The organism is Cohaesibacter marisflavi (assembly GCF_900115225.1).
Classification (GTDB): domain Bacteria; phylum Pseudomonadota; class Alphaproteobacteria; order Rhizobiales; family Cohaesibacteraceae; genus Cohaesibacter; species Cohaesibacter marisflavi.
This window is the reverse complement of record NZ_FOVR01000014.1, coordinates 99377-116620: the sequence shown is the minus strand read 5'-3', so window position 1 is coordinate 116620 and position 17244 is coordinate 99377. Positions and strand designations below refer to the sequence as shown.

9 protein-coding genes are annotated in these 17244 nt (G+C 57.1%); all 9 read left to right on the top strand.

Features of this window, described 5'->3' with window-relative positions:
* Positions 1-4: 4 nt before the first annotated feature.
* Genes BM258_RS20410 through BM258_RS20370 form a run of 9 tightly spaced genes read left to right on the top strand, consistent with a single transcriptional unit; the run spans position 5 to position 17241 of the window.
* Positions 5-1096, top strand: coding sequence for an AAA family ATPase (locus tag BM258_RS20410; RefSeq protein WP_090075083.1), 1092 nt, complete (start codon positions 5-7; stop codon positions 1094-1096).
* Positions 1096-2721 carry a hypothetical protein gene (locus tag BM258_RS20405; protein WP_090075082.1) on the top strand — a complete coding sequence of 542 codons (1626 nt, stop codon included), beginning with the start codon at positions 1096-1098 and terminating at the stop codon, positions 2719-2721. The genes BM258_RS20410 and BM258_RS20405 overlap by 1 nt, the downstream gene beginning before the upstream one ends.
* Positions 2714-4909 (top strand): hypothetical protein, encoded by a 2196-nt coding sequence (locus tag BM258_RS20400; protein ID WP_090075081.1) that lies wholly within the window; start codon positions 2714-2716, stop codon positions 4907-4909. The genes BM258_RS20405 and BM258_RS20400 overlap by 8 nt, the downstream gene beginning before the upstream one ends.
* On the top strand, positions 4902-5396 hold the full coding sequence (locus BM258_RS20395) for a hypothetical protein (protein ID WP_090075080.1): 495 nt from the start codon (positions 4902-4904) through the stop codon (positions 5394-5396). The genes BM258_RS20400 and BM258_RS20395 overlap by 8 nt, the downstream gene beginning before the upstream one ends.
* Positions 5393-6691 (top strand): hypothetical protein, encoded by a 1299-nt coding sequence (locus tag BM258_RS20390; protein ID WP_090075079.1) that lies wholly within the window; start codon positions 5393-5395, stop codon positions 6689-6691. The genes BM258_RS20395 and BM258_RS20390 overlap by 4 nt, the downstream gene beginning before the upstream one ends.
* A gap of 1 nt (position 6692) precedes the next feature.
* Complete coding sequence (locus BM258_RS20385; protein ID WP_090075078.1) at positions 6693-13931, top strand: hypothetical protein; 7239 nt, start codon at positions 6693-6695, stop codon at positions 13929-13931.
* Complete coding sequence (locus BM258_RS20380) at positions 13924-14925, top strand: hypothetical protein (protein ID WP_090075077.1); 1002 nt, start codon at positions 13924-13926, stop codon at positions 14923-14925. The genes BM258_RS20385 and BM258_RS20380 overlap by 8 nt, the downstream gene beginning before the upstream one ends.
* A complete protein-coding gene (locus BM258_RS20375) occupies positions 14912-16882 on the top strand; it encodes a M48 family metalloprotease (RefSeq protein ID WP_090075076.1) in 1971 nt (656 codons plus the stop codon). The genes BM258_RS20380 and BM258_RS20375 overlap by 14 nt, the downstream gene beginning before the upstream one ends.
* Entirely contained in the window at positions 16879-17241 is a 363-nt protein-coding gene (locus tag BM258_RS20370) for a hypothetical protein (protein WP_090075075.1), read from the top strand. Before BM258_RS20375 ends, BM258_RS20370 begins: the two co-directional genes overlap by 4 nt.
* The last annotated feature ends 3 nt before the right edge of the window (positions 17242-17244 follow it).

Genomic DNA, 17244 nt, shown 5'->3' with positions numbered 1-17244 from the left:
GTTGATGTTTTCGCAAAAAGTCATGGCCGAATTGCTGGAGCGCCATAGTGATCTGTTTTCAGATCTGGTCACCATCAAGAAAACACTCAACGATCGCTTCTACGGTCTGTCCGATCAGATCCATTGTCAGATGCTGGCCGTCGCGTCGGGAGAATCCATGCTTTTGATCGGGCCTCCGGGCACGGCAAAATCGCGGCTCATTCGGGCCTTTGCTCACATTTGCGGGCTGCTGGGGGACGATGAATTCTCCGGCTCGGACGACCGAGCCTATGATGGCGTCTTGCGGGAATTCCAGCAGGAACCGCGCTATTTTGAATATCTTCTAACTCCCTTCACCGAACCGGGGGAATTGTTCGGCTTTTTCGATATCGGCAAACTGTTCGACGCGCATGGGCGCAGCGTGGGGCTTGAGCGGTTGCATGAAGGCATGATGCAGCATGCGGAGATCATCTTTCTGGATGAGGTCTTCAATGCTTCGAGCGCGATCCTCAATTCGCTGCTCACCTTCATCAACGAACGCAAATTCCATGATCGGGGCAAGTCTTATGAGGTTAAGCTTTCCTGCCTGTTCGGCGCGACCAACTTTCCGCCCAAGCGGCCCGAGCTGCTGGCGATTTATGACCGCTTCCTGCTGCGCAGCTGGGTGGACAATGTGCCTTCCGAGCCTCATGCCATTGGCGCTTTGATGCAGACCGGCTGGCAGGAGAGCCACGCGAAGGATCTGGGTCGAACCTTCCCGCAGCTTCTTGAAAGGGCCAGTCATTTTCGTGCTGACCTCAGGGCGATGAGCCAATCAGGTGCGCTTTTGGTCGATCTACAGGACGAGCAGGTCAATGACATGCTGGTGCGCCTTACCTGTGTGGCCGACTATGCCCGCGGACGGCGCCTTTCGCAGCTGTCCAACCGGCGCATGGTGCGCTTTTCAAGGATCTTTTTGGTCAATGCCCTGATGCGGGCTGCCGAGCAGGGATCGGCGCAGCCAGTGATGGATATCGAGCAGGAATTGATGCTGCTGGCCCGGCATGGGCTCGATCGGTTGCCCGATCCATTTCAGGAAAATGATCTCCAATCGCTGCTGGTCAAGGGCCAATTGTAATGCAGGTTCATCTGGTTGGGGCGGTACAGTCAGAGCATTTTCTTCATGCTGGCACGGGGCAAGATGATCCTGCGCTGCTGGCACAAACACGCGCAGTTATCCGCCTGTTTCATGACCGGCATATCGGTGTGCCGCCGCACTTTGCCGGGGATGTGGCACAGGGCTTTTCAACCCATCATCCGGAAGTATCCAATCCGGTGCGGCTTGCGGTCTATCGGCGGCTTCTGGATGCCATGGATGCGACCCGCAGCATGAAACAGGATCCGCGCCAGTTCGATCATGTCTCGCGGGCGCTGTTTTATGATGTCTGTCTTTTGCCCCTTGGCGCGATGATCATGGAGGAGATGGAGGAGACTTATCTCTTCAGTCTTGATGCCGAGCTTGAGCCTGTATCCGAGGTGGACTATCAGGCCTTTTGCGCGCGTTTTTCCGAGCTGTTTCAAACGGTCTGTGATCCTGATATGCCTCTGGTAGATGGTGCTTCTGGTGAGGATCAAGCTGCGGACAAAGCGGATAAATGGCATCTTTTCTGGGAGCGGGCCGCACATCAGCTTTGGGGCGAATTGCAGCGCGTGCGCCATGGTAGCGGCGTGGTGTCCGGGGCTGCCTATTCAAGTGTCGTCTATGATGATGTCTTGCTCAGGTTGATCTATGGTCTGGACCCCAGACCCAAGCTGAAATTTGATCCCGGGCGTGACAGCTTCGATTTGACCGATGAGCAGAATGCGCATCTGGCCCACCCCAAGCAGGGAGGGGTGGTGGGCATTCACACCAGTTCGCGGGTTGAGGATATCGAGGATATGCTGCTCTCGGAGATGGTTTTGCCGCCACCGCTCCTGGCGGACAAGCTGCTTAATTCCTCCTTCTTTGCGCGTCACCGTCCTCCGCCACTGGATCAGAAGAAACAGGTTGTGCTGATCGGAGCCAGTATTGATGACGGAAGTGATCCGGTGATAGCGCTGGCCAAGGCTTGTTGGCTGGAGGCGGTGTTCCGCATGGGGATCGTCTTTTACCAGAGTGAGCTGCTGCAAAGCGAAATCCGCTTCGGGCAATGGCACGGACAGATGGGCCTTGTTTCTTCTCGCATGCGGGTGGGGGACTATTCCCACTTGCAAGGGCTCAATCCGCTGACGGCGAACCGCGCGCAGCTGCATCGCTTTTTTTGCGATGCGGGCTGGCTGCCGGGCTTCCTCTCGATGATGCCCGGGGTTGAAGGGCACCAGACAGGGGAGGCCGCGCGGCGCCAAGCGCTTGGATCGCAGGATTTGCAACTCTACGACATTCTGGATGCGCTATTGCCTGAAGCCAGCGATCTGGATAGCGATATGCTGCCTGATTTCAGTGCCGCTCTGATGGTGGTTATCCGGCGCGCCCATGTGGCCAATGCTCCCCTTTTGCAAGGGCGACGGCAGGCAGCACTGGAAACCTTCAACCTGACCATCGGGTGCCCTGCCCAATTGCGCGGTGGGGCGATTTTCCAGCTCGAAGATGGCCAGAAGGCACCTCTTTCTCTTTCCATTCCGGGAGATGAAGGGCAGCCGATTGGCATGGATGCCCTTAACAAGCTGGCCGCTGATCTGGTCGTGGCGATCTTTCAATTTTATTGGGAGCAGGTGCATGGCTGAAACTGCAATCTATACCTTGCCGCGGCTTCCGGCTCCTGTGGCGCTGGACATATTGGCCCATCTGTTTGGAAAGACCGGAACCGCCATGGTGGACCGGTTTGACATCAGCGCCGAGCGCGATGGCTCGATCACACTTGCCTTTCGGTCTGATCATCGAAGCGTTGGGGCTGAAGAAGATCCGCGTTGGGAGGGGATGCTCTATCAGAGCTATAATCGTCACCCCTATATCGCGCAGAGGGGCGGGCGGTTGCCTGATGACCTTTCCAATGTGGCGCTTGAAGAGCGATCCACTGGCGATATTGCGCAACACTATGCCGGTTTGATCGGCATGGCGATCGCAGCCAGCCAAAGCAGCTTTCTTATTCAGACCGATGCCAGCACCACGGAACTGGCTGCCCCTGAGGAAGAAACCGCCTATGTGCTCGGTGTCGTCGGGGAATTCACCTCGGTTGCCAAGGCCTTTGCGCGCATCGAATGGCGGGCCAATGGCATGACGCTCTCCTGCCTTGGTGTGGAAAGAGCTGTGCCGGAAAGTGCCGGGGAGATTGACGGGCATCTGGCGATTGCGAAAATCGGCATCAGCCCGGATTGGGGCGGTGCGCAGGATATCGTTGCAAGGCATCAGGAACTGTTCGAGAGCAATGTCGATGTCCGTCTGGCCTATACGCTCGCAGAAGGCAATCTGTTGCTGCTCAAGCCGACGGTTCTGTTGGAAGAAAGGCTGCGCAAGGCCGCCAGCATGATCGTGGCCAGTGTTGCACGCTATCTGCAAAGCCAGACGCCCGTCGGGCTTGCTCTTGACTGGATGCGTGATGACAGTGGCTTTGCCTCTCTGGATGCCCTTGAGGTCGGCTTGCCGAAGCTGGATATTCTATCCTCCGCTCAAGCCACTATGTCCGATCCTCTTGCCGTTGTTCAGGAGAGGGATGGCGTAGCGCGCGGCCCGGTGCGCATTGAGTTTGTCAAGCTCACCCATCTTGATGATGCAACGGCGCATTTGCGCTCTCTGCTGGAAGAGCATGCCAGCACATTGGGGCATCGTCTTAGTCTTCAGAGGTTGCCCAACTATCAGGACAGCTCGGACCTCTTGTTGGAAATTGATCAGCAGATTGATGAACTGTCTATCCGGCGGGATCTTATTCTGGGTGAAGGGGCGGGAGACTGGCGCCTGCTGCGCTTTCCCGCTGATGGCCTCAGCGCCTTTATTGATTATCTCAGGCGGTTTAGCTTGGAGATCATCGATTCAGGGCATTTGCGTTATGCCTTCCGTGGCAGCCAGAACGACGTGCGCGGGGTGCATTTCCTGCTCTATCGGTTGCGCGATGTGGGCGTGGAGCCGGCCTATCCGGTTGCGCTTTGGGAAAGTCGTCTCAAATCGGGCACCATAAGCCATCGGGTTGATCCGATGTTCGCCCAGTTTGCCGTGTCGCAAAAGGCAAGGAGCCTTGTTTTTACGCCACCGGCGCATGTGGTGGTGCCAAACTTCCGCGCCACGCAAAGCGACATTGATGCTTATCTCAAGCAGGGCTTTGGTGGCCTGTTTGATCAGCAGACGCTGGAAGAAACGAAAGCCTTCGAGAGCCCGATCTATTGCTTCGGGGAAACTGAGCACGGTGCCATGCGCATCGAGATCCTTGATGGTGGCGCATTCCAGCCTATCCGGCGGGTCATTCCGTTCCTCAATGATGCTTTGCAGATCGGGCACTATGTCGACGCAGAGAGTTTCGCTTCCGAGGTGACCGAACAGAGCTGGCGGCAGGAGCGGTTGCACAGGCTGGAGGCGGCCAACGCGGATCTGTCCGCCCGGTTGGATGCCGACATCGCCACCGTGGACAGACAACTGGCGGCCCAGAGCGAACAGCTGCTTGGGGCCATGGCTGAGGAGGTCAATGCGCTAAGGGCCTATCTGTCCAAGATTACGGGCCTCATGGAAGATCTCAGTGATCGCTCAGTGGCGCTTGAGACGCTGGTTGGCGAGAGCATTCGCAATGCGGCCTCTTATGAAGATATGGTCAAGAAGGTACCGGAGAAATTCTCCGAGCTGGAACAAGCAAGGCGGAGCATTCAGGATGCCATCTGGACAGAGCATCAGAATTCTGACGCCTTCATGCAAACGGCAAAGCGCAATATCGCGGCAATCCACGATATGATCGACGATCTGCGGCAGGAGCTTGAGCCTGATGACTGAGCCTTCCGCACCTCGATCCCTTGGTGACTATAAGAAGCTGCTGGAGCCGTTCGATCACTCCTTCGAGCAGGGGCTGGCCGAGATTCCGGACAATATCATGCGGTCACGCAAGACCATTGCTCGCATCAAGGCCGCATCCAAAACGGGTAAAGGTGATATCAAAGGGTTTCTCGCCCAGCGAGCGGGGCAAACAAGGGAGGTGCGAAAGCGCTTCCGGCGGCAGAAATGGGCGCTGCGATTGAGCAAACTGCGCTATGGATGGGCGCGGCTTGGCAAGCGGATTTTCTACACGCTGCTGCATCTGCGTCTGTTTTGGTCTCGCTACAAGTGGGCGTTCATCATGCTCTTTGCTATCTGCGCTCTCTTTTACGGGGTCATGGCTTATTCCTCTGATGTGATCGATTTCGTGCGAACCCTTCTGGCATCCTTCTCTGATCGAGCGGGTGCGCAGTCAGCCTCTCTTCTCTTTCGGGGAGGGCTGGGATGATCTCCTCTCTTGTGCAGCGTCTGCGCCAGTTGATTGGAAGGCATGATGATAAAATCTTGCCTCCTTTTGATGAACGCCGCTCAGCTTCCTTGTCGCCGCTGTTGCAAGACGGGGCGCAAAGCCCCTATATGCGCGTGCATTCCAAGCGGCTCTTTTGGGTTGGTGGCGTGCTGTTTGCGCTCTGCCTGTTCGGTGCCGCTACCCTGTTGAAGCTTTGGCCGGATGTTGCGCCTTTTGACAGCATTTACCGTTTTCATGATGATGTCTGGCTGCCGCTGAAAGGGCGGCTCTGGACGGCGTGGTTCCCATGGAGCCTCATCCTGTGGGTGCCGTTGGGGGCGCTTGTCGGGCTCGGGGTCGGCATGTGGACGAGCGGCAAGGACCCTAGCCGTCCTCTGCATCGATTGATCATTTTGTTCTTGAGCGGCTTGCTGCGCTTACGTCTTGCTGGCAAGGCTGAACCGTCTGCCGGGCTGCTGCAGACAGTCGCTCATTGGAGCCAGAAGCCGGGATTGCGCTTTGACTATATGGAGCTTGTCATCAGGCATTCTCTTGATCATCAGTTTGAACAGATGGAAGCGGCTGTGCTCGCGGGGCGGCAGGTGGATGTGGCATGGCTGCGCCGGGCAGATCGCCTGATGCGGGCGCGTGCCTTGTTTCCGGCAAAAGAGGTCAATGCGGGTGAGGGGAACCTTGGTGAAGCCGAGGCGCGGTGGCTGGAAGCCTTTTTCGATCTGGCCTTTCTCAGTCACATCGACACAGATCAGGATGTGGCCGTTGCGGATTATCTCGCCGATCTGATGAAGGCACTCGGTCCGGAAGAAAGACAGAAATTCGCGCTGCTTGACGCCTTTGTTGCGGCTCGTCCTCTATCGAGCTGTCAATATGCGCTCTGGCAGGCTCTTGCGGGGTTTGATCAACTCTCCGCTTCAGCCAGTGCCCAGATCGAACAGATGCGGCGGGTGCCACCAGCGAGCGGACGCATTCCCGAATTTCTGGCCCCTTGTACCTTTGCCTTTTTGGCAGTTGCTGACCGGAATTGGGCCTTGGCTTCCCTCACTGCGCTTTCGAGCATCGAGCGGGCCTATAACGCCTTGCGTCTCTCTGGCGACTATCAGCAGGATGCGGATGCATTGGCCTGGTGGATTGGTCGCTCGCGGCTGGCGACCATTCGGTTGCTGCACCAGAGGAGCCATCAGACTTCCCTTTCTGCTGACGATCTGGCGCTTTGGCCTGATGAGCGTCCTGTTTATCACCCTCTGACGGGCAGCCGGTTGGCTGCGGGAGGGGTATAAGATGTTTTCCCAGTGGCGAAGTCGGACCTTGCAAAGGATTGAGGCCAAGAGGCGGGCGATTGAGCGTCTTGTGCCGTTGCGTCGGCGGATGGATGCGATTTTGCTGTCTCTCTATGGGCTTTTCCTTGTTTGCCTGGTGGCCTTCGGGGTCTTGCTTGCCAACGGTCATATGCGCTTTGGCTGGTTCGATCCTGATCCGATCCAGCCACTTGCCGATGATCGGCTGGCGAGCAATGTGCGCGATGAAGGGGCGCAGAGCGCCGGTGCTTTTGTTGCTGCCTCCTATCAGCAAGGCGACAACCGGCTGTCGCTGTTAAGAGAAAAGGGGCTATTGCATAGCGTCAATCTGAGTACGGGCGTCTGGGCCGAAGAGGAAGGCCTTGAGGGCGTAGAAGGGATCGAGAGCACGTTTGTTGATATGTCTTCGGCCTGCCCGACCCAGACCAAAGAGGCGCTTTCCCATTGTGCCGACGAGGCGGGCCTGTTTGCCTATTCCGCTGATGGTGGGCTGGTGGTACGCGACAAGACCGGCTGGCGGACGGTGCTGCCGGACACACGGTTTACCGGCGCATCTGGCGACGCCGTCCAGCAGGATGATCTGGTGGATGCGGCGGTTTCTGCAGACAAGCGCTGGCTGCTGCTGGCCACAAAGGCCGATGGTTTGGGGCTGTTTGATCTTGTGCGGCGTATCTGGGTGCCCATCTCCCATGCTGACCAACAGGCGATATTGGGGGATGAGACGCTCCAAGCGCCTGATCATATGGTCGCCTTTGGAGGCGATTTCCTGCTAGGCACGCAAAAAGGGCTTATGGCCCTGTCCTTGGGAGCTGATGGGCAGCTGGTCTCTTCCGGTCTTGTAAGTGACGGGCTCGGAACCATTCTCGATATGACCGTCTTTGACAAGGATGCGCTGATCCTTGCGAGCAATCCATGTGAGGGCGGTGCCTGTCTGTCGCTCTATCGCTATGAAGCCAGCGGGGATTTGCAGCGTTTGTTCGGGGAAACGCAGCTCTATCCGGCGCTGTCGCAGGCCCGGCTTTCGCGGGCGCTGGTGGCTGAAGATGGCAAAAGCATTCTCATGCTGGGAGAAGCGGGCATCTATCGCTATGACCGGGTGGGGCGGAACTGGCAACAGTTGCTTGATGAAGCCGTGTCGACCTATCTGGAAGTGCCCTCTGTGAATGGCATCTATTTTGCTGCTACTGGCAAGGTAGGCCTGCTTGAAAGATCGGGCGAGATGACCTTCTGGTCGATTGCCGGAGAGAAGGTGACCTCTCTTGCGCGCGATGAAACAGGCGCACTTCTGGTGCTAACGGCCAGCAACCAGACCTGGCGCATTGCTGACGATGCGGTCGCCATGATCAATGATGGTGTTGCGGCGCGCGAACCGCTTGCCAACATGAAGCGGGCTGTATCGGCCTTTGATCGTCTCGTGATGATCGGCAATTCCTATCTGGTTCTGCATGATATCAAAACGCGTTCCTATCGTTCCATTCCGCGGGCGCGCCTGTCTCCGGGGTTGCTGTTCGGGGCGGACACACAGCTTTATGGCGGTAAGGACGTCCTGTGGGGGCTTGCGGGTGATGAGCTTGAGGCGTGGCGCTTGACGGGCTCTGATGCTGAGCCTTCGCTTGAGCGTCTTGCGCACTCTTGGCTAACCTCCAAACCACGCGCCATACATAGGGACGGTGATGCTCTGTTGTTCGTTGATGCCGAAGGGCGCCCATTCCGGGCAAAGGCAGTTGGGCATTCCATTCAGCTTACGGCGCTTTTGGGCGAGGCTGATGACGAGCGAGGGCCGGTGCGGGATGTGATCAATGAGGGAGATCTCACCTATCTGGCGCGGGACCGCAGGGTTAGCGTCTATTCTCTTGCCGAGCGCGGCTTTATAGACACCCTCTCCATGCCCATCAGTGAAGATATTCGCGAAATTGCCCGTGTGGATGATGCGCTCTATTTTCTGGGATCGAACGGCAGCATTGTTGAAGAGGGACGCGGCAGGCGCTTGACAGGCAGCGATAAGCCCTTCTCCTTTCCGTCCGCTCGGATTTCTGATGCCATGAGCAATGGTACTGCGCTGTTTTTTGCCTCTGGAAATGGCGTCACCACCTATTCTTCAGCCGAGCGAAGCATCACGCAGAGCCTTCGGGTCGATGCCTCTGGCCCGTTGCGGTTTGCCGGTTTGGCCGGTTCTGTTCCCATTGTCTATGATGGGCGCAACGCCTGGTTCGGCAATGAAAGCCTGTCCATTGATGGGGCGCGGGTTCTCTCTGCCAGCAAGGTGGGCGCGGATATTGCATCCGTACAATATGATGGCGAGGTGACCTTTCTGGCGCGCCACACCATCAAGGATGGCGGCCTAGCTAAACCTTCCTGTTACTATCGCAATCCCGGCCCGGCCGGTGACAACATCATCGATGTGGCTGCTGTGCCTGATGTCGGGGTGGTGTCTCTGGTGGGGGGTGCCTTGTGGCTGAGAGATCAAGCCCATCGTCGCTTTGCAGGCTTCACGCTGTCTGCCAGCAGCTTGCCGCGCAATGCCCGCATTTCAGTGATCGACGATTATCTGGTGGTGCATAATGAACAGGACGCCTGGATTGTTCCTCTGGCGCGGCTGAGGATCTCAGATAGCTGTTCGCGATTGAATGAAGATCTGACCAACGAGACGACGCGGCTGAGCGCGGATCAACTGGCCGTCTCAAAATCTGACAATCTGGTTGGGCTGCTCTATACGGACGGGGAATATCGCATCTGGAAGGATGGCACACTCTCCGTGCAGATTCCTGCCGTTGAAGGGCCGCAACCAGCCCCGCAGAGTTTTCAGTCTGTTTCGCAGATGGGCAATGCGCTTTATTTCGCAGATGATCAGGGCATCTGGCGCTATGAGGGCATTCGGCGGCAATGGGCGAGAGCGGTGCTTCCGACGATAGAAGGCAGCCGCACCAGCGTTGATGTCTGGGCGCAAGAAGATGGTCTGGTTGTAACCGAAACTTATCAGGACGGACGTGCTTTGGGGGCTGTTGCAGACCCTGAGCTAACCTCCATTCCGCTTATGCCGCTTGATCAGTGGAGCATGGATGCGCTGCCCATTGCACCAGAGGCCATAAAGGACGTTGTGCGTCTTTCCAATGGCAATTGGCTTTATCTGACAGCGCAGGCGGCGGTTATTGCCGAAGCGCCGGATCGGCCAAATGCACGGGTTTCCTCGCCGATTGCGCTGCCTTTCGCTCAAGGGGCGCGATCTGTCTCAGAGCAGAATGGGCAGATTGTGATTGCCGATGGCGAAGAAGGATCGCTTCCTGTTTCGCTGTTGATCATCGCCCCTGAGACGGCCTTTGGGCAAGAAGGGCGCGCACCGGTGCATCTCGCCTATCAGCCCGAGCGTGGGGAACGGGTCACCGTCCTTGCCGATCACCAACTGCTCAGACAATCAGCCGATGGTGCGGTCAGTCTTTGTTATTGGGGTGGCGGGCAAACCGGCCTCACATCATGCACGCCTCTTGAGGCTTCATCCGGGGATGCGGACGCGATCACGTTGCGTGAGCAAGAGGGGCAGATTGTTGTGTCTGCTGGCGCGCGCGAGATCGAACGCTTTGACGGTCAATTGAGCATGATGAAGGCGCCTGCTGCGGCAACGGCCTCAGTGCGTTGGGATCGCGAAAAGGCAGTCTTCTCCTTCCTTGATGTGGATGGCACCCGTTTCTCACTGCCCGCCTCAGAGGCCATGCCCGATGGGCGGTTTGCTTTTGCCGCGCCGGGGCGTGCCGTGATGCTGGATGCTGAGCGCTATATGGTTGCGAACCGTTATGGTGTGTGGATCTATCAGACAGGCGCTGAGCCCACGGTGCGCTGGCGCCGCATGACACTGCCGGATAATATTCGCGCGGTTGGCAAGGGGCGGATTTATTTCACTGATGGGCGTTCCGTCGGGCCAGAGGATTCTTATCCGGTTGAGGCCAATGGCACGTATGAGGTCTCGCTTGGTGCATTGCAGGTAAAGGCCGAAGTCGGAGGAGGGATCACTTCTGCACACTGGTCGGATGGGCTCCAGATTTACAATGCCTTCTCGGACAGCGGGTTTTTCTTTGATGTGAAGCGCGATGTGGCTTTTGCCGATGGGGAGGCCTGGTTCCTGACGCCCGTCGGGCTGGTGTCTGCGCATGATCTTGGCCGCACCATGCCGCTGCCATCGGGGCAATCGATCTTGTTGACCAGCGTTGGGGACAGGTTATTTGCGCTTGAAGGGCGTAACCAGTGGCTTGTTCTGGATGTAATGGGTTGGCAACGGGCTGACAATCCCTTTGCCGATCGTCAGATAGCCTATGATCAGGATCTCATCTGGCTTTATCAGAATGGCCGGCTGATCACGCGCTCCACCACCCGAACCATGAGTGCGGAACGGCGGCTGGGTTTGCGCTTTGAAAGCGACATCCTGTTTGACGCAGCTTATTCCCCGCAGGGGCTTGTGGTGCGGCTGGGGGATGGGGTGCGCCAATATTCCGGATTTGATGGGCTTTCGGCCAGCGTGGATGCCAGTGCCGAGCTGCCTTCGGGGTTGCGGCTGGCGGTGCAGCCCATGCGGGATGGAGAACGGCAGGTTGTTGCCATTAACCGGCGAGGGGCAGTTAGCCGCCGCTGGAACGGGCAGGCCTTTGAGCGCGTCGCCTATGAAGACAATCCCGATATTGAACGGATCGCAACATCGCTGGATTGGTTGCGCGTGCGCTTTGTGGCGGGCAAGCCGTCTGTTGAGCTGAAAACCGAGATAGCCGGTTTTGAAGATGGCTGGACACCTGTGGCGTGGGATCAGGGCGAACCGATGCCGATGGATCGCTTCTTGTCACTCTATGGCCGCGATGGCGTTCTTTATGCCGGGTCACCCGTCGGGTTGCAGATTTTGAAGGTGGATCGCGGCAGGATCAGCAGTCAGCGTTTTGTCGAGCTGGGGCGAGGGTCGGCTGCGCGTAACGGGCGTGAAGCGGTGGTGCATATCGGCGCCTATCGCAATGGGCGCGCGCCTATCTATGCGCTCGGGTCTGAGCAATGTCTGGCGATTGATGAAGGCTCTGTTCTTCCTTGTGGGCGGGGTGCTGATTTCTCGGTTGAGGATTTGGGTGGCAATGATTTTTGGCACTGGGAGCGGCAGCAGGGGCGCATTTTGTTGCGCTATTCCGATGGGGATGGCCAGCCGTTGGGGGCTCCGTCTGTGCTGTCGTCATCGGGGCGCTTTCCGCATGATCAGCTTGATGACATTATCCGCTGCAATGGGAATCTGGCGCAAAGCTGGCATGGTAATTTCACCGCACTTGATGAGGCTTTCGGGCTTGCGCCTGCTGGTCCTGCCACGAGCGAAGGTAAAGGGAAGCGGGGGCGCAGTTTCCGTTTTCTGGAAGACGGGGCGGTGACGCTTTTCTGCCAGTCTGAAACGGTGGCTCCTTCGGTCAGTGAGCCACAGGGATTGCCTGAAGGGCTCTATATCGAGGCTGGCAATCTATGGCGCTGGGATGGCAATGGGCTGGTGGCTGCAAACGAGTTCTCCGAGGCCTTTGAGGCACATGAAGACGACCACATTGCCTATCAAGCGGGGCAGATGCGTGTGCGCAATGGCGATGGTGGTGTTTCGTTTGACTATCGCGATGGCAACCAGTGGAAGCGGCTTGCCTTTGCCGGAGGGCGACTGGCCATCGATGAGCGGCAAGGGCTGGTTTCTGCCGAAGGGCAGATCTGGGCTTATTCGCCGGAAGGCTTTTCGTCTGTTGTTGCCGAAGGGGGAGCAATCGATCCGGATCATTTTGCACTTTATGCTCTCACAGGCAAAGAAGATCAGGCGGCTTGCCGTTTTGATCGGGCCCAAACGGCCAATGACGGGTCGTCTCTGCTGAGCCTGGGGGGCGAGGGGGACGATGGACCGGTAACGCTGTTGCGCTGTCAGGATGGGCGCCTGTGGCAAGGGCGTTTGGCGCGTTCAGAAGCCGGTGAGCCTTTCGCTTTGCGACAGGATCAGGCTGACCCCTTCGAGACACGGCGTATTGTCGGCGATGAAGAGACAGGCGTCTGGCTGATTGGGCGCACTGCCGGGCGCGAGGGCATGTTGCAGTTTCGCTGGCATGGGGAAGAGAACAGCCTTTCAGCTGGGCGTTTTGCTCTGGATGCCATTCGGCAGATCGCCAAGATCGAACCCAAACACATCGACTTGATGACGGGGCTCGGATGGGTTCGGCAACCTGTTGGCCAGTGGGAAACGGAAAATGGAGCGCGAGCGGCCAATGAGGCGGGGCTCGCTGCCAGCATTCGCGCATTTGGCGCCGATGCCGATGTTGATCGCGTGCTGGACAGGGGACGAGCCGCTGTCCGTTCGCTTTGCCTTGAAGATGGCGATGGCCGTTTTTATCGCTGGCGCACCAACGGCCAGCTTGATCAGGTGGAAGCCTGTGACGCATTGTTGGCTGACGATGGAGACTTTGCCTATCGCCGCGGCGAAGGGGATGGTGATGATGCCATCCGTATTTCGGCGGCAAGCTTGAATGGCAGCAAGATGACACGCCGTCTGGTTGGTGGCCGATTTAGCGATCTGGTCGCTCGCGGGCATGCTGTCTTGTCTCATTTTGAAGGGGCTCCTGTCATCGCCATTGGCAGCGAGAAACGGGTGAACCTGTTTGATCCGGATACGTTGGCGTGGAAGGGCGCATGGGCGTTAACGCGCGATCCGCAAACGCTGTACCTAGATGAGGCGGGTGACATAGGCGCTGTCTTTGACAATGGGCGCTCTGATCTGCGCGGACAGGCCGCCTCATTCTGCGCAGGCTTTGATGGCTTGCGTGCGCGCTTGGGTAGCCAAATGGTTGGAAAACTACGCGAATTTGAGGTGATGGGCGGGCGTGGTTATGTAGATTTTGTGAGCGACAATGGGTCGTCTCAGGTCTTGGCCTTTGACTGCGAAGATGCGGACAATGTTGTTGCGGGAGATATCGCCGAACTGGAAGACCGCACGCGCTATCTGAGCAATTTCGAGCTGTGGGGGCGCCCTGCGGCCATGCTCTTGCTCGTTGCGCGGCCTGATCAGGTGCTTGAGGCTCGTGTCGGCGACAAGCAAGTGTCTGTTGCAACGCTTGCTTCCCGGCCTCTCTTCTTGAGACGGATTGGCGAGCGCTTTGTCATATTGGATTCATCCGAGATCTATGCCGCGGATCTGGATGCCCTGCTATCTGTCACCATTGAGCAAGGAGCCCGTCATGAATGAAGCCCCTGCCAGCACCTTGACTGTCGGTGATGCCTTCTTTTCCTTCAGCGAGATAGATCGCAAGGTCAAGGCGGGTTTGTTGCAAGGCCAAGGCATTGATGACAGTTCGCTGCTTGCGGGGCGCGAAGAGCGGCTTGAGTGGCTCTGGCAATGGTCTTTTTGGCTCGACAGGGAAAGAGACCCTTTGCAGGCTGTGCCTGATGCGCTTGATGCAGACAGTATCTTGCGTGATCTGTTTGACTATTCCGCCAAGCAGGAAGGAAATCGCCAAAGCTGGGTTCAGGTCGGGGACATGCCGCTGCTGCCCAGATGGGCCGCCTTTGTTGCCGGACAGACCTGGTTACCGCGCCGCCTGCGTGCTTCGCAAGGCAGGCGCATTCATGCTCACAGGCAAGTCATGGCGCAATGGCTGGATGGCGAGCAGGACCGATGGGAAGGCATGCGAGCGGTTGCTTCTGATGAACAGCAGACCGAGGGCCCCTATGAGGCTTATCTGGGCCATCTACGTCGACAAATCGAGGCCGGGCGCTTTTCCCTTGAGGTGAAAACTGCTTTTCAGGCCCTGCTTCAGCGCATTTGCCCGTTGATCGAGCTTGTCGAGCTCAAGAGCGCAGATAGCGACAATCTTATTTTGATGTTGAAGGTTGCCGATAAATACGGGCAATTTTCCAAGCCCCGCCATCAACCCTCTGATGCGCTGGATCGTCTTGATCGCGTGCGGGGAGATGCGGTTGCCGAGCAACGGCTCAAGGAAGTCGGCTATCGGGTTGCCATTCTGGTGAGCGAGATGCTGCAAATCATGCATTGTCGCAGAAATCAGGTTGCCATGGCTTTCATTATGACGCACCATGGCGCGAGTAAACCCGTGTTTGCAATCACTTTTAAAGCACCTTTGTTATTGACCTATCGATCCTTTATTCTTTCCGCCATCGGCAGGCGGTTCATCCCCGATCTGCCGGTCTGTAAGACTCTTAAACTGCATGAACTCTTATAATCCATCGCGCCAGACTATTCGCGCTCCGCTATATCCGAACATCCGTTCCTTTGTTCTTTCCGGTGTGCGGCTCTGGAGCATGGTTGCCTTTCTACTGCTGGGTGGTGCGGCCTTTATTGCGCTTTGCTTATCGATGCTGTGGGCGCTCGATATGGTCCGAGGGGCTGGCTCTCTCTATGCGCAGTTCAGCTTTTTGATCAATGGGGCCAATCCACTGTTGCTGCTGCCATGGCTTGGCAAGGCGGTGGATGCCTTCAATCAGGCAAGAGGCAATTCCGCTTTTGATCTTGCCGCATGGCATCTTCTTTTCTTCCTTTGCCTGTTGCTGTTTGCCGCTCATATCTGCCGGTTTGACAAGCCTTCCGGCGAAAGCCTGTTGCTTTATCCTGCTGCGCGGGGCGTGGCTGAGCGATTGCTGCGTCGGGTGGGGTATTTCGTTGATATTCGCATGCCCGTCGGCAAGGGCGGGGAGGCGGGTACTGACTTTTTTGGAGCCGACCAGCTGTTTTATGCGCCGAGGGGGCATCTCTCCCGCATCCTCAAGGGCAAGCGCTCTGACGCCGTTCAGGAGCGTCTGGCCTTTTTCATGGTGCATGAATGCGCCCATGCGGTCAGCAAGGACAATCTGGCGAATTCGGCATTCGTGGTGATTGTCGCGTTGCTCACCTTCATGTTCCTCATGGTGTTTGGGCCTCTTCTGCTTATAGGATCGACGGTGCTCTCGATGACACCTATGGGGCCTTCCCTTACGCTTCCGCTTTCCATTGTGATTTTTCTAAGCTTCAGTGCCGGGGTCTATCTTTCCTTTAGAGGCATGATTGTTTCCTATATTAAGGCGCGTGAATATTTTGCCGATGCTGCCGGATTTCATTTTGTCTCAGAGGTCGAAGCGCCCTACGGGTTTGATGGCCTGCCTGCTACACCAGACATCTTTTCTGCACTTAGAACCGGGATTTCGCCTTTCGAGCGGGCGTTGCATCAACGGGGGCTGAGCCTTCACGCGCGGGATATGCTGACCTATTTCTGGGGCTTCTTTTTCAGCATCCGCACCTTGTATGTGCTGGTTGCCCCGAAGGATTTATGCTGGACGGTGTTGGGCTTTGATGCAGTGGCGCTCGGGGCTTTTGCCTGCCTCTATGTCACGCTGCCCAAGCGTCCCGCCAAGCCTTTGCGGCGGAGTGGTTTGGCCTGGTTTTTGACCTTTCTTGCCGTAACCGCCGTGGAAGTGTGCGGGCCGGGGCTGATCGGTTCGGTGATGATGCTGTATCGGGGGATTTTCTCCAACTTCAATGCGCAATTGATCGGTCTGCCCGGAGCTATACTCTTCCTTGTTTTTGCCATTGGCGGGGCTGTGAAGGGTATCCGACATCTGGCTTCGGGGCAGGTGTCGTTTTCAAGGCTGAAGGGAGACACGGGGCACAAGGGGCATAGAGGGCGTGTGCTACGACGGCTTGGCCTGTTTTCCCTCTCATTGCCGGGGGTAGTGGTGGGCTTTTTCATGCTCGTTGTGTGCGGGGTGATCTTTTGCGTTATTCCGCTCAACTATTTTCTGCGCTTCGGGCTGTTTCATGCAAGGATACTGGAAAGCGGTTTGCTGTTACTGATCGTAATGGGCGGATTAACGCTGCTCTTTCATCAGTATCTGCTGCTGTTCATGCGCAAGCTGAAGGTGGTCGCGGCTGTTTCCCTGATTGAAGCTTTCCTCTTTTTCCTGTTTTCCTGCACATTTTATCTGGCTCAGGCCGATGTCATGCAAGGGGTGCGGCAGGGAGTGGTTCATGCCACGCCGAGCCTTGATCGCTTCCCCCAGCTTTTTTCTCAGGCGCATTGGGCTTCTGTTTTGCCCACTGCGATTATTTCGACCGCTTGCTACCTCCTGTTGCGCTTGCTTGCATTTTGGGCACAGGATACCATAAAGCGAATGGATACAAGATGGGCACAGGAGAGTGGCCGATGATGATTGATGCTAAACAGCTCCAAATGGAGCTCACCAGAGCCATGGCCGAAGCTGTCGATGAAGCCGATAGCTATGATGATTATTTCGGCGAGGGAGCCGATAGTGCAGATTATGGTGTTGCGCGCGCTGATGGCGTCATGCCCGCCGATTTGCTGTTCTTGTGGAATTATGCCGGTCAGCTGGTCGACTATATGGTTCAGCATGGTCTGGATGCTCTGGATCTGGCCGAGCAAGCCGGCAATCTTTTTATGGCCTTCCAGGCCGTGAAGAGTGTTAAGAGCGATTTTGACAATAGCGAGAAGAAAAAGATACAAAAGGCCGCAGAAGACAAGCTGCATGATCTGGTGGATAAAGAGTAGCTT

Excerpts from the sequence above, each read along its gene's own strand:
- BM258_RS20410 (WP_090075083.1), top strand. The coding sequence starts at position 5 with ATGTTTTCGCAAAAAGTCATGGCCGAATTGCTGGAGCGCCATAGTGAT.
- BM258_RS20405 (WP_090075082.1), top strand. The coding sequence starts at position 1,096 with ATGCAGGTTCATCTGGTTGGGGCGGTACAGTCAGAGCATTTTCTTCAT.
- BM258_RS20400 (WP_090075081.1), top strand. The coding sequence starts at position 2,714 with ATGGCTGAAACTGCAATCTATACCTTGCCGCGGCTTCCGGCTCCTGTG.
- BM258_RS20395 (WP_090075080.1), top strand. The coding sequence starts at position 4,902 with ATGACTGAGCCTTCCGCACCTCGATCCCTTGGTGACTATAAGAAGCTG.
- BM258_RS20390 (WP_090075079.1), top strand. The coding sequence starts at position 5,393 with ATGATCTCCTCTCTTGTGCAGCGTCTGCGCCAGTTGATTGGAAGGCAT.
- BM258_RS20385 (WP_090075078.1), top strand. The coding sequence starts at position 6,693 with ATGTTTTCCCAGTGGCGAAGTCGGACCTTGCAAAGGATTGAGGCCAAG.
- BM258_RS20380 (WP_090075077.1), top strand. The coding sequence starts at position 13,924 with ATGAATGAAGCCCCTGCCAGCACCTTGACTGTCGGTGATGCCTTCTTT.
- BM258_RS20375 (WP_090075076.1), top strand. The coding sequence starts at position 14,912 with ATGAACTCTTATAATCCATCGCGCCAGACTATTCGCGCTCCGCTATAT.
- BM258_RS20370 (WP_090075075.1), top strand. The coding sequence starts at position 16,879 with ATGATGATTGATGCTAAACAGCTCCAAATGGAGCTCACCAGAGCCATG.